Origin of the sequence: Lactobacillus kimbladii (assembly GCF_000970755.1) — a bacterium.
In the GTDB taxonomy this organism is placed as follows: Bacteria; Bacillota; Bacilli; order Lactobacillales; family Lactobacillaceae; genus Lactobacillus; species Lactobacillus kimbladii.
In genome coordinates this window covers 1392072-1417850 of the sequence record NZ_KQ034007.1, presented here as the reverse complement: position 1 = coordinate 1417850, position 25779 = coordinate 1392072, and the positions used below count along the sequence as shown (strand labels likewise).

25 protein-coding genes are annotated in these 25779 nt (G+C 35.8%); 20 read left to right on the top strand and 5 right to left on the bottom strand.

Annotated features, from left to right (window positions below; all coding sequences use genetic code 11):
* Nucleotides 1–19 precede the first annotated feature (19 nt).
* From JF75_RS07105 to JF75_RS07095, 3 genes are all read left to right on the top strand, one after another.
* A complete protein-coding gene (locus JF75_RS07105) occupies nucleotides 20–1369 on the top strand; it encodes a hypothetical protein (protein WP_046332438.1) in 1350 nt (449 codons plus the stop codon).
* Nucleotides 1370–1873: 504 nt separating this feature from the next.
* Nucleotides 1874–4477: a cation-translocating P-type ATPase gene (locus tag JF75_RS07100; protein WP_046332437.1), complete on the top strand. Its 2604-nt coding sequence runs from the start codon at nucleotides 1874–1876 to the stop codon at nucleotides 4475–4477.
* A gap of 178 nt (nucleotides 4478–4655) precedes the next feature.
* Nucleotides 4656–5303 carry a hypothetical protein gene (locus tag JF75_RS07095; protein ID WP_046332436.1) on the top strand — a complete coding sequence of 216 codons (648 nt, stop codon included), beginning with the start codon at nucleotides 4656–4658 and terminating at the stop codon, nucleotides 5301–5303.
* 105 nt (nucleotides 5304–5408) lie between these two features.
* On the opposite strand, the gene JF75_RS07090 is transcribed toward JF75_RS07095, so the two are convergent.
* The 3 genes from JF75_RS07090 to JF75_RS07080 all read right to left on the bottom strand — a co-directional run bounded on the left by JF75_RS07090 (nucleotide 5409) and on the right by JF75_RS07080 (nucleotide 7928).
* Nucleotides 5409–6443: a linear amide C-N hydrolase gene (locus JF75_RS07090; RefSeq protein ID WP_046332435.1), complete on the bottom strand. Its 1035-nt coding sequence runs from the start codon at nucleotides 6441–6443 to the stop codon at nucleotides 5409–5411.
* 207 nt (nucleotides 6444–6650) lie between these two features.
* The gene (locus JF75_RS07085; protein WP_046332434.1) at nucleotides 6651–7235 is read right to left on the bottom strand and encodes a DJ-1 family glyoxalase III; all 585 of its coding nucleotides are present in this window, start codon (nucleotides 7233–7235) and stop codon (nucleotides 6651–6653) included.
* Between the two features lie 36 nt (nucleotides 7236–7271).
* On the bottom strand, nucleotides 7272–7928 hold the full coding sequence (locus JF75_RS07080; protein ID WP_046332969.1) for an HAD family hydrolase: 657 nt from the start codon (nucleotides 7926–7928) through the stop codon (nucleotides 7272–7274).
* Between the two features lie 263 nt (nucleotides 7929–8191).
* On the opposite strand from JF75_RS07080, the gene JF75_RS07075 reads away from it, so the two are divergent.
* The 13 genes from JF75_RS07075 to JF75_RS07020 all read left to right on the top strand — a co-directional run bounded on the left by JF75_RS07075 (nucleotide 8192) and on the right by JF75_RS07020 (nucleotide 18651).
* Nucleotides 8192–8470, top strand: a complete 279-nt coding sequence (locus JF75_RS07075; RefSeq protein WP_034980372.1) for an autorepressor SdpR family transcription factor — start codon at nucleotides 8192–8194, stop codon at nucleotides 8468–8470.
* On the top strand, nucleotides 8457–9092 hold the full coding sequence (locus JF75_RS07070; protein ID WP_046332433.1) for an SdpI family protein: 636 nt from the start codon (nucleotides 8457–8459) through the stop codon (nucleotides 9090–9092). The genes JF75_RS07075 and JF75_RS07070 overlap by 14 nt, the downstream gene beginning before the upstream one ends.
* A gap of 255 nt (nucleotides 9093–9347) precedes the next feature.
* Nucleotides 9348–10109, top strand: a complete 762-nt coding sequence (locus JF75_RS07065) for a sulfite exporter TauE/SafE family protein (RefSeq protein ID WP_046332432.1) — start codon at nucleotides 9348–9350, stop codon at nucleotides 10107–10109.
* 33 nt (nucleotides 10110–10142) lie between these two features.
* Complete coding sequence (locus JF75_RS07060; RefSeq protein ID WP_045928425.1) at nucleotides 10143–10823, top strand: histidine phosphatase family protein; 681 nt, start codon at nucleotides 10143–10145, stop codon at nucleotides 10821–10823.
* Nucleotides 10824–10876: 53 nt separating this feature from the next.
* A complete protein-coding gene (locus JF75_RS07055; protein ID WP_046332431.1) occupies nucleotides 10877–11764 on the top strand; it encodes a cation diffusion facilitator family transporter in 888 nt (295 codons plus the stop codon).
* A gap of 17 nt (nucleotides 11765–11781) precedes the next feature.
* On the top strand, nucleotides 11782–11958 hold the full coding sequence (locus tag JF75_RS10590) for a hypothetical protein (protein ID WP_167334215.1): 177 nt from the start codon (nucleotides 11782–11784) through the stop codon (nucleotides 11956–11958).
* Between the two features lies 1 nt (nucleotide 11959).
* A complete protein-coding gene (locus JF75_RS07050; protein ID WP_046332430.1) occupies nucleotides 11960–12640 on the top strand; it encodes a 2,3-bisphosphoglycerate-dependent phosphoglycerate mutase in 681 nt (226 codons plus the stop codon).
* A gap of 84 nt (nucleotides 12641–12724) precedes the next feature.
* A complete protein-coding gene (locus JF75_RS07045; RefSeq protein ID WP_045928421.1) occupies nucleotides 12725–13660 on the top strand; it encodes an AAA family ATPase in 936 nt (311 codons plus the stop codon).
* 141 nt (nucleotides 13661–13801) lie between these two features.
* Nucleotides 13802–14965: a galactokinase gene (locus tag JF75_RS07040; protein WP_046332429.1), complete on the top strand. Its 1164-nt coding sequence runs from the start codon at nucleotides 13802–13804 to the stop codon at nucleotides 14963–14965.
* A 15-nt stretch (nucleotides 14966–14980) separates the two neighbouring features.
* Entirely contained in the window at nucleotides 14981–16459 is a 1479-nt protein-coding gene (locus tag JF75_RS07035; protein WP_046332428.1) for a UDP-glucose--hexose-1-phosphate uridylyltransferase, read from the top strand.
* Between the two features lie 168 nt (nucleotides 16460–16627).
* Nucleotides 16628–17455: a hypothetical protein gene (locus JF75_RS07030; protein WP_052726887.1), complete on the top strand. Its 828-nt coding sequence runs from the start codon at nucleotides 16628–16630 to the stop codon at nucleotides 17453–17455.
* Entirely contained in the window at nucleotides 17452–18042 is a 591-nt protein-coding gene (locus JF75_RS07025; RefSeq protein WP_046332427.1) for a hypothetical protein, read from the top strand. Before JF75_RS07030 ends, JF75_RS07025 begins: the two co-directional genes overlap by 4 nt.
* A gap of 9 nt (nucleotides 18043–18051) precedes the next feature.
* Nucleotides 18052–18651, top strand: coding sequence for an ABC transporter ATP-binding protein (locus tag JF75_RS07020; RefSeq protein ID WP_046332426.1), 600 nt, complete (start codon nucleotides 18052–18054; stop codon nucleotides 18649–18651).
* A 97-nt stretch (nucleotides 18652–18748) separates the two neighbouring features.
* On the opposite strand, the gene pepC is transcribed toward JF75_RS07020, so the two are convergent.
* On the bottom strand, nucleotides 18749–20095 hold the full coding sequence (gene pepC, locus JF75_RS07015) for an aminopeptidase C (RefSeq protein WP_046332425.1): 1347 nt from the start codon (nucleotides 20093–20095) through the stop codon (nucleotides 18749–18751).
* A gap of 128 nt (nucleotides 20096–20223) precedes the next feature.
* Complete coding sequence (locus JF75_RS07010) at nucleotides 20224–20538, bottom strand: hypothetical protein (RefSeq protein ID WP_046332424.1); 315 nt, start codon at nucleotides 20536–20538, stop codon at nucleotides 20224–20226.
* 113 nt (nucleotides 20539–20651) lie between these two features.
* Between JF75_RS07010 and JF75_RS07005 the strand changes: the two genes are divergently transcribed.
* From JF75_RS07005 to cysS, 4 genes are all read left to right on the top strand, one after another.
* Complete coding sequence (locus JF75_RS07005) at nucleotides 20652–21203, top strand: dCTP deaminase/dUTPase family protein (protein ID WP_046332423.1); 552 nt, start codon at nucleotides 20652–20654, stop codon at nucleotides 21201–21203.
* Complete coding sequence (gene radA / locus JF75_RS07000; RefSeq protein ID WP_046332422.1) at nucleotides 21204–22580, top strand: DNA repair protein RadA; 1377 nt, start codon at nucleotides 21204–21206, stop codon at nucleotides 22578–22580.
* A gap of 73 nt (nucleotides 22581–22653) precedes the next feature.
* Nucleotides 22654–24153: a glutamate--tRNA ligase gene (gene gltX / locus JF75_RS06995; protein WP_046332421.1), complete on the top strand. Its 1500-nt coding sequence runs from the start codon at nucleotides 22654–22656 to the stop codon at nucleotides 24151–24153.
* 176 nt (nucleotides 24154–24329) lie between these two features.
* The gene (gene cysS / locus JF75_RS06990) at nucleotides 24330–25754 is read left to right on the top strand and encodes a cysteine--tRNA ligase (protein WP_046332420.1); all 1425 of its coding nucleotides are present in this window, start codon (nucleotides 24330–24332) and stop codon (nucleotides 25752–25754) included.
* The last annotated feature ends 25 nt before the right edge of the window (nucleotides 25755–25779 follow it).

The following is a 25779-nucleotide window of genomic DNA, read 5'->3' as shown; positions in this document are numbered from 1 at the left end:
AAGTTTGAGAGGTAAGAAAATGGTAAAAGTAAAGATTACTAATCCCCAAGAGAAAATTAAAATTCCTGTTCCAGTTAAGTTTTCGGTTTCCGATGATATAACAGGGGATTATTGGGTTGTTAAAAATAATTCTGGAAAGACTTTTGTGGCACAGAGGTTACATAATGATTCAGATCATAATTTTGTCGCTATTGTCAATTTCTCTGGTCCAGAAGAGGAATTATCTTTTGATCACGAAATTGAAGAGGACAAAGTTAAAGGTATTAAAGAGATACCTACAGCTAAAGAAAATGATGTTTATGTACATTTGAATACTGGTAAATTTGATTTCGAACTTTGTCGTGGTACTGCTCAAGGTGAAGGTTCATCTAAATGGGGTTTACGACATTTTATGGCTGTGGATGAAAAACGGGATTTGCTGCCATCAGGAAATAATGCCATGGGTGGCTTTTATGGTCCCTTCTTTACTCCTGATAATGGTTTGATTAATCCGGCTGAACATTTAATTGTAGATATCAAACCAATTGAAAATGGTCCTGTTATGAAAGAGTACCGTTTATCAGGCAGAATACCAGACGGTTTAAAACCGGAATTACACGGAAAGCGTTTTGCTTTGGACTGGTCCTTTTATTACGATGTTCCTTTCTTTTCGCGCGTTTACCATGTAGATCATTTTCAAACCACAGTTAATCAGCGCTCTATTGTGGACAAAATCACTGTCGGTGATGAATTTGAAAGCGGGATTGGACAATTAGTATTTGATCGCTTTGCCACTTATGACGGTGTATGGTATCGCGAAGGAGATCCATATTCTGGTCAACTGGCAAATAAAGTACAAGAGTTAGTTCATGATGGTCAAAAACGGAGTGATCGGTTTGAAGATTTTAGAAAGCAACTTACCAGCAATATGGCTAATGCACATTGGGACCTGTATTGGCGCTTATTCTCTGTTTGGGAAAATGCATTATCTCAAGATGAAATAGAGACTAATTTGCATGATGTGCGTCAGAAAGCTTTTGTATTGGCTGAGTTGAATGATCGTCCGTGGTTATTTAGTGCTGATCCTGTCAATGTGAGTGCAGTTAAGGATCAGACTGTCTTTGCTGGGCCCGCAACTAAGAGTGCTGAAATTAATACTCAAACCGGTCAGGCCATGGTTTGGCAAACTGAACATGCCTCAAATGCTTTTCAAATTGTTCAGAGACCACAATCTGGCTGGCAAAATTGGGGAACTAATGCAGAAAATGAGTGTCCCTCACTACCAGTTGGTAGTTTGATTCATACTGCGTATGGACCTTACCAGAATAATTGGCGTGAGGTAGCAGATAGTTTGGAAGCCTTAGCTGATGTAAGAGCAGAAGCAGAGTAAAACAGGTTTAAAATTTATGAGCCAAAAAATTCAAGAAATCCTGCTATTTAAGCTAGATTTTTTGGCTTTTTTATAATTTAAATGTGCGCAAAACATATTTAAAAGATATTTGGCAAAATCCAAATTTTAAATAACACTTTGCAAAAGAAAAGAAGCTATTTAAAACATATAGTGCAAACACTATAAGCATAAAAATAGCCAAAAATTGCCAGTTCCTGTATACTAATGTTAAGCTTTTATGGGAAAGAGGATGTTTAGTTTAGAAATAGGATTTTTTAAACTAAAGATAATTTTTAAAAAAACGTTGTTAATTAACAATTACTTTTTAATAATCATGTAAGCAGAAAACTTCGGATAATTACCAGAGGCTTTCTGCTTTTTTAAAAATTATCTTTATTGCATTAATCAAGCTTAGCTTTTATAAAATCGGCTTAATTACGATTATATGGCTTTTCTATTCAAACAGCTTAATTGTAAATTTAATCGAATAATGGAGGAGATAGCATGTCCCAAAAATCAGAACTACTATTCAAATTAACCCCCGAGTCCGGTTTAACTGATGCTGAGATAGAAAAAAAGCTCAGTGAATTTGGCCCTAATGAATTGCTTGAAAAACAAGCTGTTCCACTATATAAAAAAATATGGCATCATCTAAAAGATATTTCGTCCTTAGTCCTTTTATTGGCGATAGTATTAGCAACATATATGGCTATTTTTCAAAACGGTGGCTGGACTAAGACAATTGTAATTAGCCTAATTTTAATAATTAATGTTGTAATCGGCTTATATCAAGAGTCTTCAGCTGAAAAATCTCTAGCTGCTTTGAAGGCAATGAGCTTGCCAACGGCTAATGGTAGAAGAAATAATCATGATATTACAGTAGCTGCTTCCGAATTGGTGCCAGGTGATTTAATCTATTTAAATACCGGTGATCAGGTACCAGCGGATGCTGTAGTATTAAAAGAAACTAACTTAACTGTTGATGAAGCGATTTTAACCGGTGAAAGTTTACCTGTTTCGAAAACATGTTATCGTCTCAAAGGCCATTTATCTGACGATGAACGCGTTTATTCTGGCACTGCTGTTGTTGGTGGTAGAGCCTTGGTTCAAGTTTCAGCAATCGGAATGGCAACAGAGCTTGGTAAAATTGCTAACCTTTTGAATAAAACTCAAAAAAGAGCAACTCCTTTGCAGGGCAAACTGGATCATTTATCAAAATGGATGACAGCTTTCGCCGGTCTAGGTGGTCTGATAATTTTTGTTTTAAGCATGGGTATGCAGAATAAGACTTTAGCAGAAAGCTTAATGATTGGACTTTCCTTAGCAGTTGCGGCAGTTCCCGAAACCTTGCCAATTATTGTGACAATCAGTTTATCTCGCGGTGTCAAAAAAATGGCTGATCGTAATGCTATTATTAGACACATTGGTGCTGTGGAAACTATTGGTAACGTGGATGTTGTTGCCACTGACAAAACTGGCACTTTAACACAGAATAAAATGACGATTACTGAGTATTGGACGCCAGAAACGGGCATTAAAAAAGCAGCTGATTTACCTAAAGCTGGGCAAAATTTGTTGAAACTGCTGGGTTTAGCTAACAATGCCAAAATCATGGAAATAGATGGCTCAAGAGAAGTCGTTGGCGATGCTACTGAAGTTGCGATTGTTAATTGGTTACACCAACAGGGCAGCTCACGGCAAGAGCTGGAAAAAGAGACACCTCGGATAGCAGAAGACCCATTTGATTCCAATAAAAAAATGATGACGACGGTTCATCGTTTAAGTGATGGACGTCAATTAGTAATCGTTAAAGGTGCTTGGGACAGGTTGCAGCTAGATAAAAAAGAACCCATTAAAACCGGTCAAAAGGCCCATGATGATTTTGCTAAAAATGCGTTAAGAGTATTGGCAGTTGGGTATAAGGTAATAGCTGCTAACGCAGACCCAACCAACTGGATTGAAAATAATTCTAATTTAAAACTTGCTGGTATGGTTGGTTTAATTGATCCACCTCGTCCTGAAGTATCCAGAGCTGTTACTAAAGCAAAACAAGCTGGCATTAAGACTGTAATGATTACTGGGGATCATCTTGTAACTGCCAAAGCAATAGCTAGAGAAATAGGAATTTTAGACTCTAACCAAAAAGCAATCACAGGGTCAGAATTACAAAAAATGACGGATTCTGAACTGAAAGATTGTATTAAAGATATAAGAGTTTTTGCTCGTGTTTCTCCCAGTGACAAAATCAGAATAGTTCAAGCTTGGCAAGATATTGGTAAAACAGTCGCAATGACAGGCGATGGCGTGAACGATGCACCGGCTCTTAAAGCAGCGGATGTTGGAATTGCCATGGGCAAGACGGGTACAGAAGTGGCAAAAGAAGCTGCTGACATGATTTTGACGGATGATAATTTTGCCACAATTATTAAAGCTGTGGCAGAAGGCAGAACTGTTTATCAAAATATTATTAAGGCAGTTGAATTCTTAATTGGTGTCAATTTCGCCCAAATTTTCTTAATGGTTATTAGTACAATTATAGGTTGGGGTGCACCACTTTTAGCAGAACAATTGTTAATTATTAATGTCCTTGCCGATGGAATACCTGGATTCTTTATCAGTAAAGAACCTGGTGAACCAAACATAATGGATCAAAATCCGATAGGTAATGATGAAAGCATTCTTGGCCGTGGATTAATGCAAAGGATGATTATCCGTGCGGTTACTTTTACGATTTTAACATTGAGCGTTTATGCCTATGGCAGGTTTATTCTTTCAACTAACAATTCACAAGTTGGGATGACACTGGTCTTTCTAGTATTAGCACTAGGATCTATGATTGATATCTACGCTATTAAAGATTCTCAACCAATCACTGTGCAAACATTTAAAACCAATAAAATGCTTAATTGGGGACTACTACTAAGTATGATGCTAGTTTTATCACTGACACTCTTACCTCGTTTGCGACAATTTTTGCACTTTGCCTTGCTACCCGTTCAGGGCTGGCTGGTCGTTTTGATTGGTAGTTTAATTCCTGTTTTTGTTCTGGAAGTTAATAAACGTTTGACTAACAACATTCAAATGGAACCAGAAAAGAATAGTTGCTAAAGAATTGATTTCAAAATAAGCCTTGAAAGTCGTCAAAATTTCAAGGCTTATTTTTTGTCATTACTGATAAAAATTTTTCTTTTTATAGTTAAATAATCAATTATTATTGACATATAAATGTAATAAAGTTACAATTTTGTTACAAATTATTATTTTAGTTTATTTTTGAGGTTAAAAAATGAAACACAAGTATTTTAGAACAGTTTTATGTTCTGCAGCCATCCTTTTTTCTTTTACACCATTGACCACTTTAACCGTGACCAAAGCAGAAAGTACTGATACTGCTAAGCCAGCAGCAGTTAGTCCTGCAACCGACCCGGGTATGACCGTTACGCCTGCTAAACGGTTTTCTAAAGAAGGTTACGTATTTAAATTAGCTAGGAATGCTATTGTTTATCCCGCAGTTAATGATGTCATCAATGATACCTCTAAACCGTTTGACAAAAGTTGGGTTAAGAAAATGGCAGATAAAAATATAAAATTTAAGATTACTGAATTTGGTACCGGTAGGGTTGAATTGGTCGCTCACATAGTTGATCAAAGTGGCAAAAATCAAGGCTGGGTTAATTTCTTTAACGGTGATCTTTATAACATATATGCTAAGAGAAAAGCTTTACAGCCACTGATCAAAGTCGAGTTAAAAGTCATGGATTCACAGTTTGAAGGCAAAAAGCCATCACTAATTCAAACTAAAAATGAGGCTAAAAAGCTACACGGTCAAAACAAAAAAATTGCCAATAAATCAATAAAGGAAATAAAAGACTGGTTTGCTTACAAAGGTGATTTATCGTATACACAATATCCATCACTATTAGTTGGTAAATAGTAATTATTTATAAAAATGCGTGTAAAAGTATCAAACTTTTACACGCATTTTGTTTCAAATAGAACAATTAAAAAACTAAAAACTCAAATTAACTGGTAATAAATTTTAAGCTAAAGCTTTTTGTTTTTTGGTTTCTAACACTTTAAAGTCATGTTGAATAGGCTGGGTAATTTTAGTCGTTGTAGCAGGATCCAGAACAAATTTTGTCATTGTTGGGCAATCTTCAGGCTGAATATATAAACTTCTATTGGAAACGTCATATCCTGCCCAGTAACCTGAATAATCACATTTGTCTTCACCTTCGTGAAGATGCTCTAATCCCCGTGGAATCATGACCGATTTGAATACATTATATAGTTGAGGAATTCCTTGATCTGAATGGAATGGTGCTAAAAATTTAGAAATAAATGTTCCACGAACAAAACGTGATGGAGCAGTATAGTCACCAGGTAATCCTAATAATCCAGAACCACTTTCAATTTGTTTAATGTCTAGCTGATCGCTTATTTGGTGATGACCCAAATTGTGATTGGTTAAATGTAAGTAATTACGCAAATTGTCGAGGTGCCAAGGATATTCTGGACTATTGGTCATAACGCCAATACCATCATATATTTTAAAGGCACCATTGTTAACTGGTTCCAAAATAACGCTTTTGCCACTTGGATCACAGAAAGTGTAATGCATTGGAATTGGAGTAGGGATGCCTGTGTCTGCATTTTCCCAATCAGGATAATTCGTTTTCTCTTGACCAAGATGCTTAAAAGCTTCTTTTATTTCAGCGATACTGCCAAAATTACTTAAAACATATGCGACAACTTCTTCGCCAATTATAGGTTTTAATCCGCGCTTTTTAAGACTTTCTACTGTATCCCAAGAAGCCTCTTCTAAGAATTGTGCATCACCAACTATACCTGCACTATTTATACCATCATTAAAGAAAAGTGAATCATTGACGTTGATACCCATAAAGGGATATTTAGTCGTCCAGCTTTGGTGCAAACCCTTTAATTCATAGTTTGCAGGAAAAGTAGTCATTTTGCTATCCGCACTAGGTTTAAAGGGATCAAATGTAAAGTCCATAGTCCGTCCCCAAAATACGTCACCACTATCAGATTTAATTGCAATAGTTGTACACATGCTTAATACCTCCCAATTATTTGTTTTGCCTTTTTAAGGGTAATCTAATTTTATCATATTTTTTAAATACCACAAAAAAATAGGGTGTTTAAATAATCTTGTGTAAAGTTCAATTTTTTTCTTTAGATAATTTAGTCATAAAAAAGCCCCAAAAGTTGTCCAACTCTTGGGGCTCAGTACCAGCTTCACCTTTTTTTAGTTAAAAATTTACAAACTATCCTGAATATTGTCGGCTAGGTAATTGTATAACATGCCCGCCTTTAGGTTCTTAGTGTCAATTCCCAGCGCTTCCGCAATTGCATATGCAAATGCCCAAGCAGTTGCCGGACCACGACTAGTAATGACTTTATGTTCGTCATCAGTTACAGTAATATCTTCCTTGAAGTGACCGTTTGGTGCATCTTTTTCTGTTTGTTTTTCAAAACCCGGATAACATGTGTAGTCAGCGCCAGCTATAACGCCATAACGGGCAAGAGCAATGGGGGCAGCACACATTGCGGCATCCCACTTGCCAGCGTTATGCCGTTTTATCATCAGATCTGCCAGTTTTTTATTATCACGTAAATTTTCTGCTCCGGTTGTACCACCTGGAAGAGCTACTATGTCATAATCCAATAGACTATCGGCAACAGTTTTATCACAGGTAAGTTTGATATTGTGTGCACCATTTACCGTTGTACTAGTAAGCCCAACCATATCGGCTTGAATACCTAAGCGCCGTAATACATCAATAACGCTTAAACCTTCAACTTCTTCACAACCATCGGCAAAAATCACAGCTACTTTTTTCATTTGTTTTACCTCACAATTCTTATACTTTATTATAAACTAGCTTAATTCTAGGTAAAATAATAAATCACTTAATTTATTTAAATGTAAAGTTGGACGTGGACTAATTGGCATTTTTACTTTCTTGGGCGCTAGCCAAAGAGAATCCAGGTTAGCATTTTCGGCACCCTGAATTTCATCGACTAAGTTTGTCCCAATTACAAGACAAGTAGCTGGCGTCAGATTCTGCTGCTGCAATATTGTTGTCAAAACCTTCTTATTTGGAAACTTACATGCAAAATCGTCTTTAAAATAAACTGCGGAAAAATAATTTATTAGTTCTGTATTTTGCATGCGGTATGAAGCCACATCTTTTTTCTCTTTCGTCAGCAAAATCAAGTTAACTTTATTTTTCACTTCATCTAAAAAAGGCAATACATCTTTATTTAGCTGATCTTGTTTTTGTAACTGGTTATCAAAAGCGCCTTTCGCAGAAATCCAGTCATTTTTAAAGAATTCCTGCAAAGTTAATTTGATGCGCTCATCAAATCCTAGTAATTTAGTCTTTTCTTGTAATGATTTATATTGTATGCGCTCAGTTGGACCATATTCTCTGCCAGTTAATTTCAAAGTTTGCCTAAGTGCATTTTGTTCTGCAACTTTTTCGTTTAATAAGCTTCCTTCAAGAATAAAAATTAAAGTTTTATATTTTGCCAAGTGTACTTTTCCTTTCATTAACTAACCCTCTGCATTATAACGATTAGCTAAGCTAAATTAAAGACAAATATTTATGAACAAGTTTTTACTCATAATTTTTCTGAGTTCTCACACAGCCACCTGAATAGTTTTATTATTTTTACTATAGTTCAAGGATTTTTGATTAATATGTTAAAAATTATTGTGTTTTACGAAAATTGTGATACTATTTAGACAAATATCTAATTAGATATTTATCTAAATAGAAAGGAAAAGAAACTAATGTGAGTTTTGAGTCTAGTTTTAAGGCCTTGTCAGATCCAGTGCGCCGCAAAATATTGCAGCTTTTAAAAAATGGACCAATGTCGGCAGGAGATATTGCTAATCATTTTAATATGACTAAAGCTACTATTTCATACCATCTTAATATGCTGAAAAAGGCTGATTTAATTGAAGAGGAACACGAAAAAAACTTTATTTATTATTCGCTAAATACTTCTATTATAGAAGAAATTATGGGTTGGCTTGTTGATCTGAAAGGAGATCATGATGAAAAAGAATAGTATTCGTCAAACAGAATTAATCTCGCTTCTGCTAATCTTATTTCCAATTTTGACCGGAGCATTTTTATATAATCGTTTGCCGCAAAAAATGGCCACACACTTTGGGATGACTGATATGCCAAATGCTTTTAGCAATAAATTATGGGTTATTATTGGTCTGCCTTTTTTGGGAATTATCCTTCAAGTAATGGTATTTTTAATCTTACGCAATCAAAAAGAAACCAAAAATCTTGATTTTAAGATAGTTAATATTACCCTTTGGCTTGTTCCTGTTATTACTAATATCGTAAATCTGTCACTTTATGCCTATGCACTGGGTCATAAAGTAAAAGGCTCCTTTATGCTTAGTGCTTTTTTGGGACTGTTCTTTATTATTTTTGGTAATTATCTGCCTAAAGTTAGTCCCAATCATGTCGTTGGCATTAAATTACCATGGACTTTAAATAATACGGAAAATTGGCGTAAAACACACAGATTTGCCGGATGGATCTTTTTTATCAGCGGCATTGTTCTGCTTCTAACTTCTTATTGGGAAATGTATTGGTCGGTTATATCCATCACTATTATAGTTATTTTGATTCCAACTTGTTACTCGTATCTGTTGAGTAAGAAAGGATATTAAGTATCTTAAGAAACTGAGAGATGAATTTAAAACAAAATATTTATTTTAGAGAAGAATTGGCTTTATTATCGACTAAAGTTAATTCTTTTTATGTGTGCAAAAACTATAATGTTTCAGTAATTATTAGTTAGAGACTAATTTGTTAAATCCAACTTCAATATTAAATAGAAAATGGGTCAGAATTAAAATACCTGCTTAAATTATTTTTCAAGAGCATTATAATAGAAATTAAGTTTTAAAAGGGAGTTAATTTGAATGGCATCTATTTTTTCACTGATCTTTATACTAATAGGGGGTGTAGCCAGCGGTTTGTTGTCGTCAGTGGCTTCAATGGCTTCTCTTGCATCATATCCGGTATTGCTGGCAGTTGGTATTCCACCAGTTTATGCCAATGTCACAAATGATGCTGCCTTGATTTGGACTAGTATTGGTTCGACTATTTCTTCAACAAAGGAGCTTAAGGGACATTGGCACCAAGTCGCGTTTTACTCTATATTTACTATTGTAGGTTCTTTAATTGGATGTCGTTTATTGTTAGCTTTTCCATCGAGTGTTTTTGAAAAAGTGGTACCAATTTTTATTGCTGGTTCAGGTGTTATGGTAATTGTTTCAGGTAAGCATCATAGTCTAGAACCGCATAAAAGACCACTTTGGCAGGAAATTTTTTATATTGCTGCATTATTAGGGATGGGTGTTTACACCGGCTATTTTGGAGCCGCCGGTGGTGTAATTGTGCTAGTTTTATTAACTTATATTACTGATGAAAAGTTTATAGTTGTCAATGCAATTAAAAATGTCATCTGTGGACTGGCGAATCTGGTAGCACTAATAGTTTTTATTTTTACTTCTCGAATATACTGGATGCAGGCAATTCCTCTTGCTATTGGGATGTTTATTGGCGGTTATTTAGGAATGGATATTTTGCGTAAAGTTCCAGCCAGATATGTGCGTATCTTTATTGCAGCACTAGCATTTATTCAGGCTGGGTATTTCTTTTATAAGGCATATATGTTATAGTTTAAAGCACGTTAAATGAAAGGAGAATGCAAATTGGCAACAGAAATTTATATTGTCCGTCATGGCGAAACAATGTTTAACCAGTTAAACAAAGTTCAGGGATGGTGTGATTCTCCGCTGACAGTCAAGGGCATTAATGACCTAAAGGTAACTGCAAATGCCTTGAGCCAAGTTCATTTTGACAACATGTATTCTTCTGATTTGAAGCGCGCGATTGATACGGTTCACTTAATGAAGGACGCTAACCAGGTTTCAGAAATTGGCAAGATTAAAAAATTGCCAGAATTTCGGGAAGTGTTTTTTGGTTCTTTCGAAGGTGATGATATAGAGGAAACCTGGAATGAAGTTGCACTGGCAGCAGGTATTGGTCCGCAAACAGATGTAACCAAAATTATCAATCAAGTTGGAATTTATGAATTTCGTGAAGCTACTAAAAAGGCGGATCCACGTCATTTGGCAGAGAATAAAAAAGAGCTGGATGAACGGATGGTTAGGGCGATTAACGTTCTCCATGATCTGACTAAAAATGAAAAAAGAGTTTTAATAGTGTCCCATGGTGATTTTATCAAAACCTTAGCCATTAAATATTGGAACCAAAGTGATGGCCTCCATGATATTGTTTTTCCTAATAACGGTAGTGTTACTAGGGGAATAATTCGTGATAACGGTGATTTTGAAATTGTAGATTATAATGTAAATGCTGAAGATATGTAAAGCCCTGCTTAAAAGTAGGGCTTTTTTATCTTTATTGCTTGAAAGGAAAAAATATGAAAGATCATACCACAAAAAAATTTGCCTATGTAACTGCACTTAATGTTGTTATTACAGTTGCAGAATTTATTGGTGGTTTCGTATCTGGTTCTTTGTCTTTATTATCTGATGCGGTACACAATCTTAGCGATGTCGGTGCAATAATTATTTCGTTTGTGGCACATATCATCAGCAATAGACGCAGTAATAAGCGAAAAACTTTTGGCTATGACAGGGCTGAAACTTTGGCTGCCTTTACCAACGGTATTATTCTAATTTTAATTAGTATTGTTTTATTTGTGGAAGCTATTGAAAGATTTTGGAAACCAACAAAAATCAGTGGCGGCATAATGCTGATTGTTGCCATTATTGGTTTGATTTCAAATGTAGTTTCAATGTTGGTAATGCATCAAGGTGGACAGCAAAATCTAAATGTGCGATCCACTTTTATGCATATGCTAAGTGATGCTCTTTCCAGTGTAGCAGTTGTAATTGGTGCAATTTTTATTTATTATTGGAACATTAGCTGGATTGATCCGGTGATGACTTTATTAGTGTCGGTCTTCGTTTTTCACGAAGCTTGTGAAATAACAGAAAAGGCAGCAAATGTGCTAATGGAATCTAATCCTGACATCGATCTGGATGAAGTTAATAAGATAGTTTTATCTTTTCCTGAAATAAAAAATATTCATCATGTACATGTGTGGCGTTATAGCGATCGCTATATCATGCTTGATGCGCACGTTAACGTTGATGCTGATTTAACAGCTGGTAAATTTGAATTTTTAACGCAACAAATTAGTGCAAAATTACAAGAATTAGGAATTAACCATATTAATTTTCAAGCAGAATGTGAACGAGGAAAAAATGATAAAATGATTGTAAATGATCGTAATCAAGAGTAATCAGGAGAAAATTAAGGTTGAAAGTTAGTATTTTTACTGCCGTTATTGTTTTAATAGTAGGCTTATATGATATTGCTTATGCTTATAATAGACGTTACCGCAACCATAATCATGGAGTAACTCCTTTTATGATATTGGGTGTGATTTTTACAATTAGCGGCTTAGTTTTAATAATTATGCACTGGGTGAAATAAAATGGTCAAATTAGTGCTTGTAAGACACGGTGAAAGTACTGCTAATAAAGCCAATGTTTACACGGGTTGGAATGATGTTGCTCTAACTGAGAAGGGTCGAAAGCAAGCTAAAATGGCCGGCAATTTGATTAAGAGTATTACCGATTTTCACCCTACTCATATTCACACATCAGTGTTAATGAGGGCAATCATTACAGCAAATATAGTTGCAGATATTTGTAATTTTTTATATTTGCCGATTACCAAAACTTGGCGTTTGAATGAAAGGCACTATGGCAATTTACGGGGCATTAATAAAGACGAATCACGTAAAATTTTTGGTAAAGAACAAGTACTAGAATGGCGGCGAGGTTTTTATGCGATTCCACCTGAAGGTAAAAAAGTAACATCCAGACGTTATGCTAATTTTGATCCGCACTTTTTGCCGCAAGCTGAAAGTCTTTACCAAACACAACAGCGCGTTATGCCTTATTACTATGACAATGTTGTTAGCAGATTAAAAAAGGCTGAAGATCAATTAATCGTTGCTCACGGTTCGAGTTTACGAGCGCTAATTAAAAAGTTGGAAAATATTGATGATCAAGAGATTATTAATCTTGAAGTTCCAAATGCACAGCCAATAGTTTATACATTTGATCCGCAAATGAAAATTGTTGACAAAAAGATTTTACGTTGCTTTTAGTTCATAGTAAGGATTTCTACAAATGTATGTTAAAATTTATTACGATATCATTTAAAATTTACATTCTTAGTTTGGAGTAGAGGCATGCGTAAAATATTTTTATTACGAGGCGCACCCGGCTCCGGTAAATCTTCATTTATTGCTCGTCATCACTTACAGCCATATGCAATTAGTCGTGATCAAATTAGATTGTTGTTGGCGAATTTAACCTATTATTATGAAGAAGATACCGATTGCTTACACCAAGTAATTCCGCGTTATGCAAATGAGCAAACGGAAAAAGTGGTGGATTACCTCGTAGAAGAAAAAATGAAACGTGGCGAAACGGTTATTGTAGATAGTACGCATATCTTTGCGGAGAATATTGAGCATTATCAACCCTGGGTCGAACGTTATCGTTATGAGTTGTTTGTTGTTGATTTAATGTATCACAAGAGCTTGCGTAGTTTGTTAAATCGCAACGAAGTTCGCAGGCAATATGATTGGGTAAAGCCTGATGTGATTAGGGAAATGTTTTTATCTTACCAGGATAATCTGGATGTGCCTGAATGGGCTCACGTTATAAATCCCAATCAATTGGGCAGAGCACTTTCACAAAAAGAAAGCAATCTGGATCATTTTGCTCATGTTATTGCAGTTCCTGATCAAGTGACTGAAGACAATTTTCCCCATGTACACATTTCGAATTTCTATTTTTCGTTTAACGATTTGTTTACCGAAAAGTATGGCACCTACCGCAATGTGGTTACGATTGGGAAAACTAAAGAAGAGGTAGTCAATGACTTTCGATTGCCATTTTTTGTTTTTAAGTTTCATCACAAACATTTTTTAATTTCGGCTTTTCCGATTCGAAATGAAATGCTTGATCCGATTAAAAAAGTTAAAAGTGTGTGGTCATACTCTACTGGTCTGGCTAATCCAGCGGATTTCTTGGAATCATTTCCGCAAAGCCGTCCGCAGCATGTGCACCAATTTAATTTATGCAAGTTGCATCCCGATAGACTGCTACATATTTGGTAATAAACTTAAGAAGAGTTTCATGTTGATGTGAAACTCTTTTAGTTTGTTTTTGCTTTTTGGACAGGCATTGCTGGTAATAAAAAAAGAAGTATAATAAGTTTATTGACTTTTGATAGCGCTTTTAAAAAGGAACAGATAAAAATGAAAATTAAAGAACTCAAGCAAGAATTTAGTAATATTTATCATCAAGAACCAACCGGCTGTTATTTTTCGCCTGGTAGAATTAACTTAATTGGTGAGCATACTGACTATAATGGTGGTCATGTGTTTCCTTGCGCAATATCTTTAGGAATCTATGGTGCAGCTAGTCCCCGTGATGACGCTAGATTTTGCTTTTATTCTGCTAATTTTGCCGATATGGGCGTAGTAGAAACTGATATGCGCCAGCTGCAGTTTGCCAAAGAAGATTCCTGGGCAAACTATGCTAAGGGAATGCTCCATTTTATGCTCGAAAATGGGGCAAAGATTGAACATGGCCTTAACATTTACATTAATGGCAATATTCCTGATGGTGCTGGTTTATCTTCGTCTGCAGCCCTAGAAATGTTAATTGGTATTTTATTGCAGGACCAGTTTAAACTAACTTTTTCTAAGTTAGAAATTGTTAAAATGGGAGTCAAAACCGAAAACGACTTTATTGGCGTCAATTCTGGCATTATGGATCAATATGCAGTTGCTATGAGTAAAAAAGATCACGCCATTCTGCTTGATACCGAAAAGGTGGAGTCTGAGCTGGTACCACTTGACTTGAAAGATAATGTTATCGTTATTATGAACACTAACAAGAAGAGAACTTTAGCGGACTCAAAATATAATGAGCGCAGAGCTGAATGCGAAAAGGGTCTGCAATTTTTGCAGGAGAAACTGTCAATTCAATCGCTTGGTGAATTGGATAATTTAACTTTTGATGAGCATAGCTATCTTTTGCCAACAGAAAACCTGCTGAAACGCTGTCGTCACGCAGTCTGGGAAAATGAACGCACATTAAATGCTGAAAAAGCACTGCAAAAGGGTGATCTAAATGAGTTTGGTCACTTAATGAATGCTTCTCACGTCTCTTTAGAATATGACTATGAAGTGACGGGTAAAGAACTTGATACATTGGTTCATACTGCCTGGAAGCAACCTGGAGTTTTGGGTGCGAGAATGACTGGTGCCGGCTTTGGCGGCTGTGCGATAGCTTTGGTTGCCAAAAATAAGGTTGCAGCTTTTAAAAAGAATGTCGCAGATAGCTATCAAGAACAAATAGGCTATTTGCCCTCATTTTATATTGCAGAAACAGCTGATGGTACAAAAGTTTTATGATGTTGGAAAGTTGAGATGGATAAAACGAATCTAATTGAGAATTTCATTACGCAAGTTATTGCCCACAGCGATTTTACAGAACTTGATCGTATTTATTTGAGAAATAGAATTTTGGCCCTTGTTGGTGATGAGGCAAGAAAGGTAGCAACCAGTAAGAAGGATCTACTGGATCTTAAAGACGAGCTAATTCAGTTTGCCCAAAATTCAGGGAAGTGCTCAGCCAATAATTCCGCTATTGATGTCCTTGATGCACAATTAATGAATTTGATTGTCCCTAGACCAAGCGTTGTTAACCGCAATTTCTGGCAAACTTATGAGAGTTCACCACAAAAAGCGATAGCTGATTTTTACCAAATGGGTAAAGATAGTAATTATATTAAAACTAGAGCTATTGCAAAAAATATTTACTTTACAGCTGCAAGTAAATATGGCGACTTAGAAATTACAATTAATCTTTCCAAGCCGGAAAAGGATCCTAAAGAAATTGCAGCAGCCAAACAAGCCAAAGCAAATTCATACCCAAAGTGTCAGTTATGTATGGAAAATGAAGGCTACCTGGGACATGTGAATTATCCTGCGCGCACTAACCACCGTATCATTCGTTTTCAGTTGCGAAATGAAATTTGGGGTTTTCAGTATTCACCTTACGCCTATTTTAATGAACACTGTATTTTCTTAGCGCCAAAGCATGAACCGATGGTAATCAATAAACAGACTTTTGCTAATTTGCTGGAGATTGTGGCTAAATTTCCGGGTTATTTTGTTGGTAGCAATGCGGATTTGCCAATCGTGGGTGGTTCGATTTTAGCGCACGAACATTATCAGGGTGGCAAGCATCGCTTTCCCATGGAAAAAGCACCAATTTATAAAAAACTTAATTTTAAGGGATTTGATGATGTCGAAGCAGGTGTCGTCAAGTGGCCCATGTCAGTTATCCGGCTAAGAAGCAAAAATCAAAAAAGTTTGGTCAAACTAGCAGATAAAATTTTGACAGTTTGGCAAAGTTATAGTGATGAAAAAGTTGATGTTAGGGCGTTTACTGCTAATACGCCCCATCATACAATTACTCCAATTGCTCGTTTACATGGTCATACTTATGAACTTGATTTAGTTCTCAGAGATAATCAGACATCGGCTAAGTATCCTGATGGTATTTTCCATCCTCACTCTGATGTGCAGCATATTAAAAAAGAAAATATCGGTTTAATTGAAGTAATGGGATTAGCAATTTTTCCACCACGATTGAAACCTGAATTACTTGAGGTAAAAAAGTTTTTGCTTGACCAACCTAACAGAATTGCACCTGTGCATCTTGACTGGTCTAAGAAAATTAAAAGCAAGTATGAAATAACTAGTGAAAATGCAGATCAGATTTTGCAAAAAGAATTAGGTCTTGTTTTTGCTCGCGTCTTAGAAGATGCAGGAGTTTTCAAGCAAACCGCTGATGGGAAAGCAGCCTTTATGCGTTTTGTTAAGGAGGTCGGGCTAAATTAAATTTTGGATTTTGTTTAAAAGATCCATATGTGCAAAAGTAAAAATAAGACAATTTCCTATAAAAAATAGGTAAATTTTTTGTAACTTTTTTTGGCACACCATTTATTTGATAATTAATGTTATACTTGATATAGTATTCAAAGATATATTATTATGAGGATGGTGCAAATGCTAAGCCGAACCAAAAAATTTGTTCTGATTATTTTAATTATTTATCTTCTTTTGATTACCTGGCAATTTGTAACGGCTGCTAAAGATGGGGCAGGATTAATTCCAACAAACGGCAAAGCAGTTGACATTTCTGTAATGCTTTTCTTTTCCATTCAGCCGAATGGCTGGAATGAAAATATCATAAGTTTAGTTATGATGTTGGCATTCGTTCCAACTTTTGGAACAGGCCTCATAATCTATTTTAAAAATAATAATATGTTCGGCGCTGTTCAGCAAAGAGTCGGCTATCATAAATTTCTGAAAATCGGGGTCATTAACTCCTTTGTTGTTGGATTTCTGTTTTCTTTAATAACTAATATCTACCAGTTTGCATTGATTAGTGTATTTTATTATCCGTTTTTCTTTAAAACCAGACCTCTAAAATTATATATTGGTGCCAGACCAGGATATTTTTCTACTAACCAGCTGATCGATTTATGTTCGTATGTTACTTTAGCTGCTGTTGGTTGGGGTATTTTTGCTATTTTAATTTTCAGCATTGGTCTTTTTGTTTCAAAAAATAGTATTTATTTAGTTTTAGGTCCGTGTGTGGGTTTAGGTCTAACTTTATTGTCAATTTTAATATCCATGGGCAGTAAATTTTGGCTTTTTGTCTCGTATTCGTGGTTTCCATTTGCTGTACTTGCACCAGGTCAGTTTGCGTTAGGATCCCGCTTGCCGCCGATTAATTCCTATTTGCTTTTTATGGTAGTGGCGCTGCTTTATTTGTTATTTGCGGCTTACCTAATTAAATTATGGCAGAAGCAGAAAAGAAGGCTGGGATGATTATGCGTTTAAAGCGAATATCCCACAGACTTGTTTTAATTGGTTTTATCATATTTTTTATAGGATTAATAGGAAGCATTATTCTGATAAAAACAGGTTCACCAGAAACTATGGAATTGCCAAATGAATATCTCAATTTTCACTTGGTATCGTTGTATTTGCAGCCAACGGTCTTCTTGCTATTTTATAAGCAGGTACTTACTTTTCGTAACATCAACGTGTTTGTGACGGTGCGAAAAAAGAATAGGTCGATGATCATGCACTTAATGGTACTGGCTACAATTTATTGTTTAATTTTTGTATTAGGTCTTTTTGTTCCGTATTTTTTAACTGGTTACCCTTTATTTAAATTTGGTAGCCCTATTTTGGGCACTGAACTCATAATACTGCATGTATTTGTTCTTTTACTTCTACTTTGGTTGCTAGTCGGAGGCTACAACTGGCATAGGCCATACTTATTATTGTTAATAGTCATAATTATAGATTTAATTTACCATTACTATATAGAGAAAAATATTTTGATTAGTTATAGTCCTTTGTATGACGAATTATATAGGGCTATTCATGAAATTTATGGTGGCTTTTAAGGAGAAATAATGTTAGAGCTTAAGCAAATAAAAAAATCTTTCGGTCAGAAGCTGGTTTTAAAAAACGCATCTTTGCTAGCTAAGCCAGGAGAGCTGATTCATATCTCTGGTATTAATGGTTCTGGAAAGTCCACTATTTTTAAAATTATTACCGGTTTATTAGAGGCAGACAGTGGTGAAATTAGGCTGGATAAAAATGATATTGTTGGGGCACTAATTGAAAATCCTGATTTTTTAGAATATGAATCGGCAATGACCAATCTTCATTTTCTGGCTAATCTTAATAAACGGTTTAATGAAAAAGAAGTCAGAGGATTACTAAGATATTTTATGCTTGATCCAGATGATCCAGAACCTATTGCTAAGTACTCTGTTGGCATGAGACAAAAGGTTGGTATTATTCAAGCTGTGATGGAAAACCAAAATATTATTTTGTTAGATGAACCAACTCGTGGAATTGATCAGGAGAGTATTAGCTTATTTGTAACCATGTTGAAAAAATTAAAACAGCAAAATAAAATCGTTGTAGTTGCCAGCCATGATCAAATTAATGAACTTAAATATGATCGTCGATTCATATTGCATCATGGAATACTGCAAGACGAATAAAATAGCTTTAAATATTTGTTCAAACTAATAAAAACAGCATTGAGAAAATTCCTCAATGCTGTTTTATATTTTAACTAATTTTATATAACTAATAATCTTACTTAAATGCTAATGCTCCCATTGGATCCCAAGGTAATAATTGAATTGGGTCTTTAGCACCTTCATCAAAAGCTTTCTTTAAGTCATCAGGCAAGAATTTCTTGTTGATAACTGCTTGGTAAACAAAACTGTCAAACCAGGAATCGCTCATGACAAAGTAACCTTTAAAGCCAGGCTTTTCTCCCCAAGAGTTTTCAATCTTCCATTTAGTAGGCTTGTCATCAACTAAGTCAACACCAGTGATAACCATAGCGTGATCCATCATACTTTCACTGGAATCAAGCATGTCTGCCTTAGACATTGAAAAATCAACGTCAAATAACTCATCGCGCTTGTAAATATCTGTATCTAGCAAACCAAGTTGTCTTTCTGAATCTTTACCAACATTTGAACCAAACCAAACAACTTCGCCAGCTTTAAGTTGTTTAATAATCAGGTCTTTCATTTCAGAAATTTTGACGTTAAGATGGCGAACTTGCCGACCGCCAACAACATTACCCAAGTACTCAACGGAAAAAACTTTATGATATGGTTTATCATCTGTAGGTGAATTAATGATTGAAACGTGATCTTCCAAGTTCATGCCTACGAATTTATCCAAGAACTCCTTAGGCGTAATTCCTGATTCACGGTGATAATTACCATCATCATCTTTATATTCAAAGTCAAATTTCTTTGGCGGAACTCCTAATGAAATAGCCAAAATGCGGAAGACTTCGTTTAAAAAGTCATTCTTGCGTTGCTCAACTTCATTTTCTGACTTGCCAGCGTTAACTAAATTGCGTAATTCTAAGCCATCTTTACGCAAAAGGGTATTCAAAGTATCGTTTAAAGCACTTGAATTATTGGAATTGGCTGTTTCTGGATAAACTGACTTAGGTACGATTCCGTATTTCTCTACTAGTCCACAAAGCATGTCCCATTGACCACCGTCTTGTTGTGGTGTTGCAAACAAGAAGCTAACTTTACGGTCACCGAGTGGTTTCTTGGCTGAGGCAATCACATTTTCAAAGAAAAAGTTTGATTTTTCAAATTTATCCCAGAAATTAGTGTAATTTTGTGATAATTCAAAATCCTTAATCTTATATTCCTTTTGGATTGGGTGGCGCATAGTATTCAATGCAGAGAACATCCAGCAACGACCTGACTGCTTTTGATCAGCAGGCTTGCCAGTATCAATTTCTACTGAAAAGGTTGGTGTTAAATCAATCTTAGATTGCAGGTTTTGACTAGCCTTATAGATGCCATTTTCTTGGGCAGCATGACTGGCAATATTAATACCAGAGTGATTCGCTAAATCTTTTGTGAAATCATCAATGGCTGCACTTGTAATTTCTTTTGTCATATTAAATAGATCCTCCTTAAACAAATTAATACTATTTTAGCTTATCCAGCTGAAGTAGTCTATCTCTGAAAATTTAATTATTGTTAAAAAAGTATTTGTTTTTACTTTATCTATTTAATCTTTCAATACTAGAGAGAACCGTTTTTTGGACTTGGTTTGTGATACCAAATTGATTCAAAATCTGGATGCTCATTAAAGTAGTTAATAACTAAAGGATCAAGCGGCCAAACAGGCAGATGAGATTTTTGAGCAATAAACATTACTATTTTCATTTGATCGTGTAAAATCTTTTTACTATCTTTTTGGGGATTAATAAAAAGATGATTCATGACCCAAACTGTAGCATCTTTACGCTCAATTTTGTTCATCGTCCAGCTATAAATCATTTGGTCATTATCATCCTCTTCTTGAAAAAATTGGTGAGGATCATCTAAATTAAACATTTATTCTCCCTTCAAAATAAAAAATAAATTTTACGTATTTAAATTATATAAGATTTCAAATATTATCTGCAAATTAATGTAAAATAGTGTTTAAAAGTTTTAAAGGAGATAACATGGAAAAGATTCGGGGCTTTGAGATTGTATCTAAATATCAAAATAAAAATGTTACTTTACCAAGAAGACAAACGATTGCTAGTGCAGGCTATGATTTAGCTGCGGCAAAGGACGTATTAATTCCCAGCATTTGGCGGCTTAATTTTGTCCGTATTTTTAGATTAATTCGTAATGGCCACCAATTGTACGAACAAGATTATGAAATGGCTGAACATGTCCTTAAGCCGTTCTTGATTCCCACAGGAGTGAAAGCATATATGCCTGAGGATGAGGTATTATTGCTGGCAAATCGTTCATCAAATACTTTTAAAAGAAACCTTGCGTTGCCAAATGGAGTTGGTGTCATTGATTCTGATTATTATAATAATGATGCTAATGAAGGCGAGATTTTTGTTCAATTAATCAACTATGGGGTCAGGCCTATTCAGATTCATCAAGGTGACCGAATTGGTCAGGGAATTTTTATTCATTATTTAAAATCTGATAATGATGTTCCCATTGACAGACAAAGAATAAATGGCTTTGGGTCCACAAACAAGAAGGGAAGCTAAATGGCAAAACTAAAAACAAAGTATAAATGTCGTTCTTGTGGTTACATTTCTGCTAGTTATTTAGGGCGCTGTCCCAATTGCGGCGCTTGGAATCAGTTTGAAAAAGAAACTGAAGCAGTACAAAACCGTTCAACTAAAGGCAGTCCCAGCAGGCTTATCAAGAAAACTGGAATTAGTGAACCGGTTAAATTGGAAAATGTTAAGGCAGAAAAAGAAGAACGTGTACAAACCAGTATGGAAGAGCTCAACAGAGTTTTAGGCGGAGGTATTGTTCCAGGTTCATTAGTTTTGATTGGCGGCGACCCTGGTATTGGCAAGTCAACTTTAATGTTGCAAATTATGAGCGAACTTGCAAATCAATATAAAGTGCTGTATGTTTCGGGGGAAGAATCAGCCAATCAGATTAAGCTACGGGCTGACCGTTTAGGACTGCCAGCTAATGATATGATGCTTTATCCTGAAACAGACATGGAAGACATTCGCCAACAAATTTCCGAGCTAGAGCCCGATTTTGTTGTCATTGACTCAATTCAGACAATGAATGAACCAAGCTTAGATTCAATGACGGGATCAGCTTCACAGGTAAGAGAAGTTACTAGTGAACTAATGAAGATTGCCAAAATGGATGCTATTACCGTTTTTGTTATTGGCCATGTTACAAAAGAAGGCGCGATTGCCGGTCCTAAAATCCTAGAGCACATGGTAGATACCGTTCTTTATTTTGAGGGTGATGAACACCATGCCTACCGTATTTTACATTCTGTTAAAAACCGATTTGGTGCTGCTAATGAAATCGGCATGTTTGAAATGGTTAACAAAGGTTTGCAAGAAGTAACTAATCCTTCAGCCGTATTCTTAGATGAACGTTTACCAAAATCTACCGGTTCTGCAATTGTGGTTTCTTTAGAAGGAACGCGTCCTATTTTGGCAGAAATTCAGGCTTTGGTTACGCCCACAGCTTTTGGTTATGCCAAAAGAACTACTTCGGGCATTGACTATAATCGGGCGGGATTATTGCTGGCTGTTCTAGAAAAACGAGGCAACTTGATGTTGCAAAATCAAGACGTTTATTTAACTGCTACAGGTGGAATCCGTTTGAACGAGCCGGCAGTGGATTTAGCCGTCGTAATGGCTATTGCTTCCAGTTATAAAAATCAGGAAATTTTGCCAACTGATTGTTTTGTTGGTGAAGTTGGTTTAACCGGCGAAGTAAGACGCGTCAACCAGATAGATGCACGGATTAAAGAAGCTGCTAAAACTGGTTTTAAACGTATTTTTATTCCGAAGCACAATATGCGTGCTAGCCTTAAAAAAGCTGGCATTGAAGTTATACCAGTTTCAAGCATTCCACAGGCTTTAAAATTGGTTTTGGGCTAACGAACATTGAACTTTTTATCTATTACGGGTAAACTTAAATTGTTTATATTTACTTTTGAAAGAGGCATAAATTTTGGTTAAACAAAAAATTCGGGTAAGGTATGCCCCGAGTCCAACAGGGCACCTACACATTGGTAATGCACGAACAGCGCTATTTAATTATTTATTTGCGCGTCATAACAAGGGCACTTTTGTCTTAAGAATTGAGGATACTGACCAGAAGCGTAACGTTGCAGGTGGCTCAGAGTCGCAAATGGAAAACCTGCACTGGCTTGGTATTGATTGGGATGAAGGACCTGATAAGGGTGGAGATTATGGCCCGTATCGCCAGTCTGAAAGAAAAGACATTTATAATAAATACATTAAGCAGCTGGTTGCCGAGGGTAAAGCTTATTACTCTTATAAAACTGAGGAAGAATTAGAAGAACAGCGTGAAGAACAACGGGCAATGGGCATTGCACCTCACTACACATACGAATATGAAGGAATGACGGCAGATGAGATTGCTGAAAAGCAAGAGCAGGCAAAGGCAAAGGGCTTAAAACCTGTTGTTCGTATCCATATTCCCGAAATGGAAACATATTCTTGGGATGATATTGTTAAGGGACATCTTAGTTTCGAATCTGATACCATCGGTGGCGATTTTGTCATTCAAAAACGTGATGGCATGCCTACTTACAATTTTGCAGTGGTAATTGATGATCACCTGATGAAAATTACTCACGTTTTGCGTGGAGATGATCACGTTTCAAACACGCCTAAGCAATTAGCAGTTTATGAGGCTCTAGGCTGGGAGCCGCCAAAATTTGGTCACATGACTTTAATTATTAATTCGGAAACTGGTAAAAAACTTTCAAAGCGTGATGAATCTGTTTTACAATTCATTGAGCAATACAGAGATCTTGGTTATCTACCTGATGCAATGTTTAACTTTATTACATTATTAGGCTGGTCTCCAGTTGGTGAAAGCGAGATTTTCAGCCAGCGTGAATTGATCAAGCAGTTTGATCCTTCACGTCTGTCAAATTCCCCAGCAGCTTTTGATCAAAAAAAGTTGGAGTGGATTAACAACCAGTATATTAAAAAGGCCGATCGTGATACGCTTTTAGACTTAGCACTAAACAATTTGCAGGAAGCAAATTTGGTTGAAAAAGATCCTAATCCAGAAAAATTGGAGTGGGTCAGACAATTAGTTAACATTTATTCTGTACAAATGTCTTATACCAGGCAAATTGTTGACTTGGCAAAAATTTTCTTTAATGCTCCTAAGGATTTAAGTGAAAAAGAAATTGCAGAAATTCGTCAAGATGAGGCCAGACCAGTAATTGAGGAATTTAAAAAGCAAATTAATTTAATTCCACGGTTTACTGCTCCTCAAATAATGAATGCTGTACAAGCAACTCGCAAGGCAACGGGAATTAAGGGTAGACGCTTGTTTATGCCAATAAGAATTGCTACTACCAGGTCAATGGTGGGACCAGGAATTGGTGAAGCTATGGAGCTGTTAGGCAAAAAACGGGTGTTAGAACATTTAGATTTAACTCTGAAGCAAATGAGTGAAAACGGCTTATAGTTATCAAAACAGCGTATTATTCTATTATTAAATGAGAGTAATACGCTGTTTTAACTTGCAGTTAAACAAAATCAGATTATAGCAAAAAAGCAAGATAGTAAACTTTTAGTTAAAAAAATTGCTTACGATTTCTGGTAAAATTAAGATATAGAGTTTGGAAAGGTCAGTTAGCCACAGTGAAAATTTACAACACTTTAACTAATACTAAAGAGGAATTTAAGCCGATCACCCCAGGTCAGGTAACAATGTATGTTTGTGGACCAACAGTATATAATTACATTCACATTGGTAATGCCAGGAGCGTCATTGCATTTGATACCATCAGACGCTATTTGGAATTCCGGGGTTTTAAGGTAAATTTTGTGTCTAATTTTACTGATGTAGACGATAAAATGATCGCTGAAGCTAAAGCTGAAAATGTTACGGTACCTGAATTAGCTCAGCGCTACATTAAAGCATATCGTGAAGATATTGCAGCCTTAAATGTTGAGCCGGCAACACTTAATCCACGGGCAACTCACGAAATCACAGCAATTATCGCTTTTGTTAAGAAACTGATTGCTAACGGTTATGCTTATGAGTCAGATGGGGATGTTTATTTTCATACCAGAAAATTTAAGCATTATGGCGCCCTTAGTAGCCAAAATATTGCAGAGCTTGAAGAGGGTGCTTCTGAGCATGTTAATGAAGAAGAACAAAAGCGTAAAGAAGACCCAATAGATTTCGCTTTATGGAAAAAACAAAAGGAACCTGATGAAATAGCTTGGGGTTCTCCTTGGGGCAAGGGCCGTCCCGGTTGGCATATCGAATGTTCAGTTATGGCTACAAAATATTTAGGCGAAACAATTGATATTCATGGTGGTGGTCAAGATTTGGAATTTCCTCATCATGAAAATGAAATTGCTCAAAGTGAAGCAGCAAATGGTAAAACCTTTGTCCATTACTGGATGCATAATGGTTTTGTTACAGTTGGAGCAGATGCTGAAAAAATGTCTAAGTCACTGCATAATTTTGTAACTGTGCATGATTTGCTAAAAGAAGTTGATCCACAAGTGTTGCGCTTCTTTATGGCCAGTGTGCAATATCGCAGGCAAATTAATTATGCGACAGATAATTTAAAACAAGCTCAAATTATTTTACAGCGATTTAAGAATACTCTTAACAATCTTGAATATCGCCTTAAAGATGGTTCAACAAGCAAAAAGTCAGAAATTTTAGTCAATAAAATTCAAGACACTCAGCATAAATTTATTAGTGCTATGGATGATGACTTTAATGTTCAGAACGCTTTAACCGCCATTTATGATTTATTACCGGAAATTAATGCTAATATTAATGCCGAAAATGCTGATAAAGATGCTCTTAACCATTCTGCAGAATTATTAACGAAATGGTTAACTATTTTTGGAATAGATGTTCAAAAATTAATTAATGTTAATAATAAAAGCGACGACACAAAGGTCCAAGAGCTGATCAAAAAGCGCGAAGAGGCGCGTAAAAACAAGGACTGGGCTCAAAGCGATGCGTTGCGGGATGAACTCAAACAAATGGGTATTACAGTAGAAGATACACCACAAGGAACAAGGTGGTTACGTGAATAAGATTTATTTAAATGCATGATTTAAT

Excerpts from the sequence above, each read along its gene's own strand:
- JF75_RS07105 (WP_046332438.1), top strand. The coding sequence starts at position 20 with ATGGTAAAAGTAAAGATTACTAATCCCCAAGAGAAAATTAAAATTCCT.
- JF75_RS07100 (WP_046332437.1), top strand. The coding sequence starts at position 1,874 with ATGTCCCAAAAATCAGAACTACTATTCAAATTAACCCCCGAGTCCGGT.
- JF75_RS07095 (WP_046332436.1), top strand. The coding sequence starts at position 4,656 with ATGAAACACAAGTATTTTAGAACAGTTTTATGTTCTGCAGCCATCCTT.
- JF75_RS07090 (WP_046332435.1), bottom strand. The coding sequence starts at position 6,443 with ATGTGTACAACTATTGCAATTAAATCTGATAGTGGTGACGTATTTTGG.
- JF75_RS07085 (WP_046332434.1), bottom strand. The coding sequence starts at position 7,235 with ATGAAAAAAGTAGCTGTGATTTTTGCCGATGGTTGTGAAGAAGTTGAA.
- JF75_RS07070 (WP_046332433.1), top strand. The coding sequence starts at position 8,457 with ATGAAAAAGAATAGTATTCGTCAAACAGAATTAATCTCGCTTCTGCTA.
- JF75_RS07065 (WP_046332432.1), top strand. The coding sequence starts at position 9,348 with ATGGCATCTATTTTTTCACTGATCTTTATACTAATAGGGGGTGTAGCC.
- JF75_RS07055 (WP_046332431.1), top strand. The coding sequence starts at position 10,877 with ATGAAAGATCATACCACAAAAAAATTTGCCTATGTAACTGCACTTAAT.
- JF75_RS07050 (WP_046332430.1), top strand. The coding sequence starts at position 11,960 with ATGGTCAAATTAGTGCTTGTAAGACACGGTGAAAGTACTGCTAATAAA.
- JF75_RS07045 (WP_045928421.1), top strand. The coding sequence starts at position 12,725 with ATGCGTAAAATATTTTTATTACGAGGCGCACCCGGCTCCGGTAAATCT.
- JF75_RS07040 (WP_046332429.1), top strand. The coding sequence starts at position 13,802 with ATGAAAATTAAAGAACTCAAGCAAGAATTTAGTAATATTTATCATCAA.
- JF75_RS07035 (WP_046332428.1), top strand. The coding sequence starts at position 14,981 with ATGGATAAAACGAATCTAATTGAGAATTTCATTACGCAAGTTATTGCC.
- JF75_RS07030 (WP_052726887.1), top strand. The coding sequence starts at position 16,628 with ATGCTAAGCCGAACCAAAAAATTTGTTCTGATTATTTTAATTATTTAT.
- JF75_RS07025 (WP_046332427.1), top strand. The coding sequence starts at position 17,452 with ATGATTATGCGTTTAAAGCGAATATCCCACAGACTTGTTTTAATTGGT.
- JF75_RS07020 (WP_046332426.1), top strand. The coding sequence starts at position 18,052 with ATGTTAGAGCTTAAGCAAATAAAAAAATCTTTCGGTCAGAAGCTGGTT.
- pepC (WP_046332425.1), bottom strand. The coding sequence starts at position 20,095 with ATGACAAAAGAAATTACAAGTGCAGCCATTGATGATTTCACAAAAGAT.
- JF75_RS07010 (WP_046332424.1), bottom strand. The coding sequence starts at position 20,538 with ATGTTTAATTTAGATGATCCTCACCAATTTTTTCAAGAAGAGGATGAT.
- JF75_RS07005 (WP_046332423.1), top strand. The coding sequence starts at position 20,652 with ATGGAAAAGATTCGGGGCTTTGAGATTGTATCTAAATATCAAAATAAA.
- radA (WP_046332422.1), top strand. The coding sequence starts at position 21,204 with ATGGCAAAACTAAAAACAAAGTATAAATGTCGTTCTTGTGGTTACATT.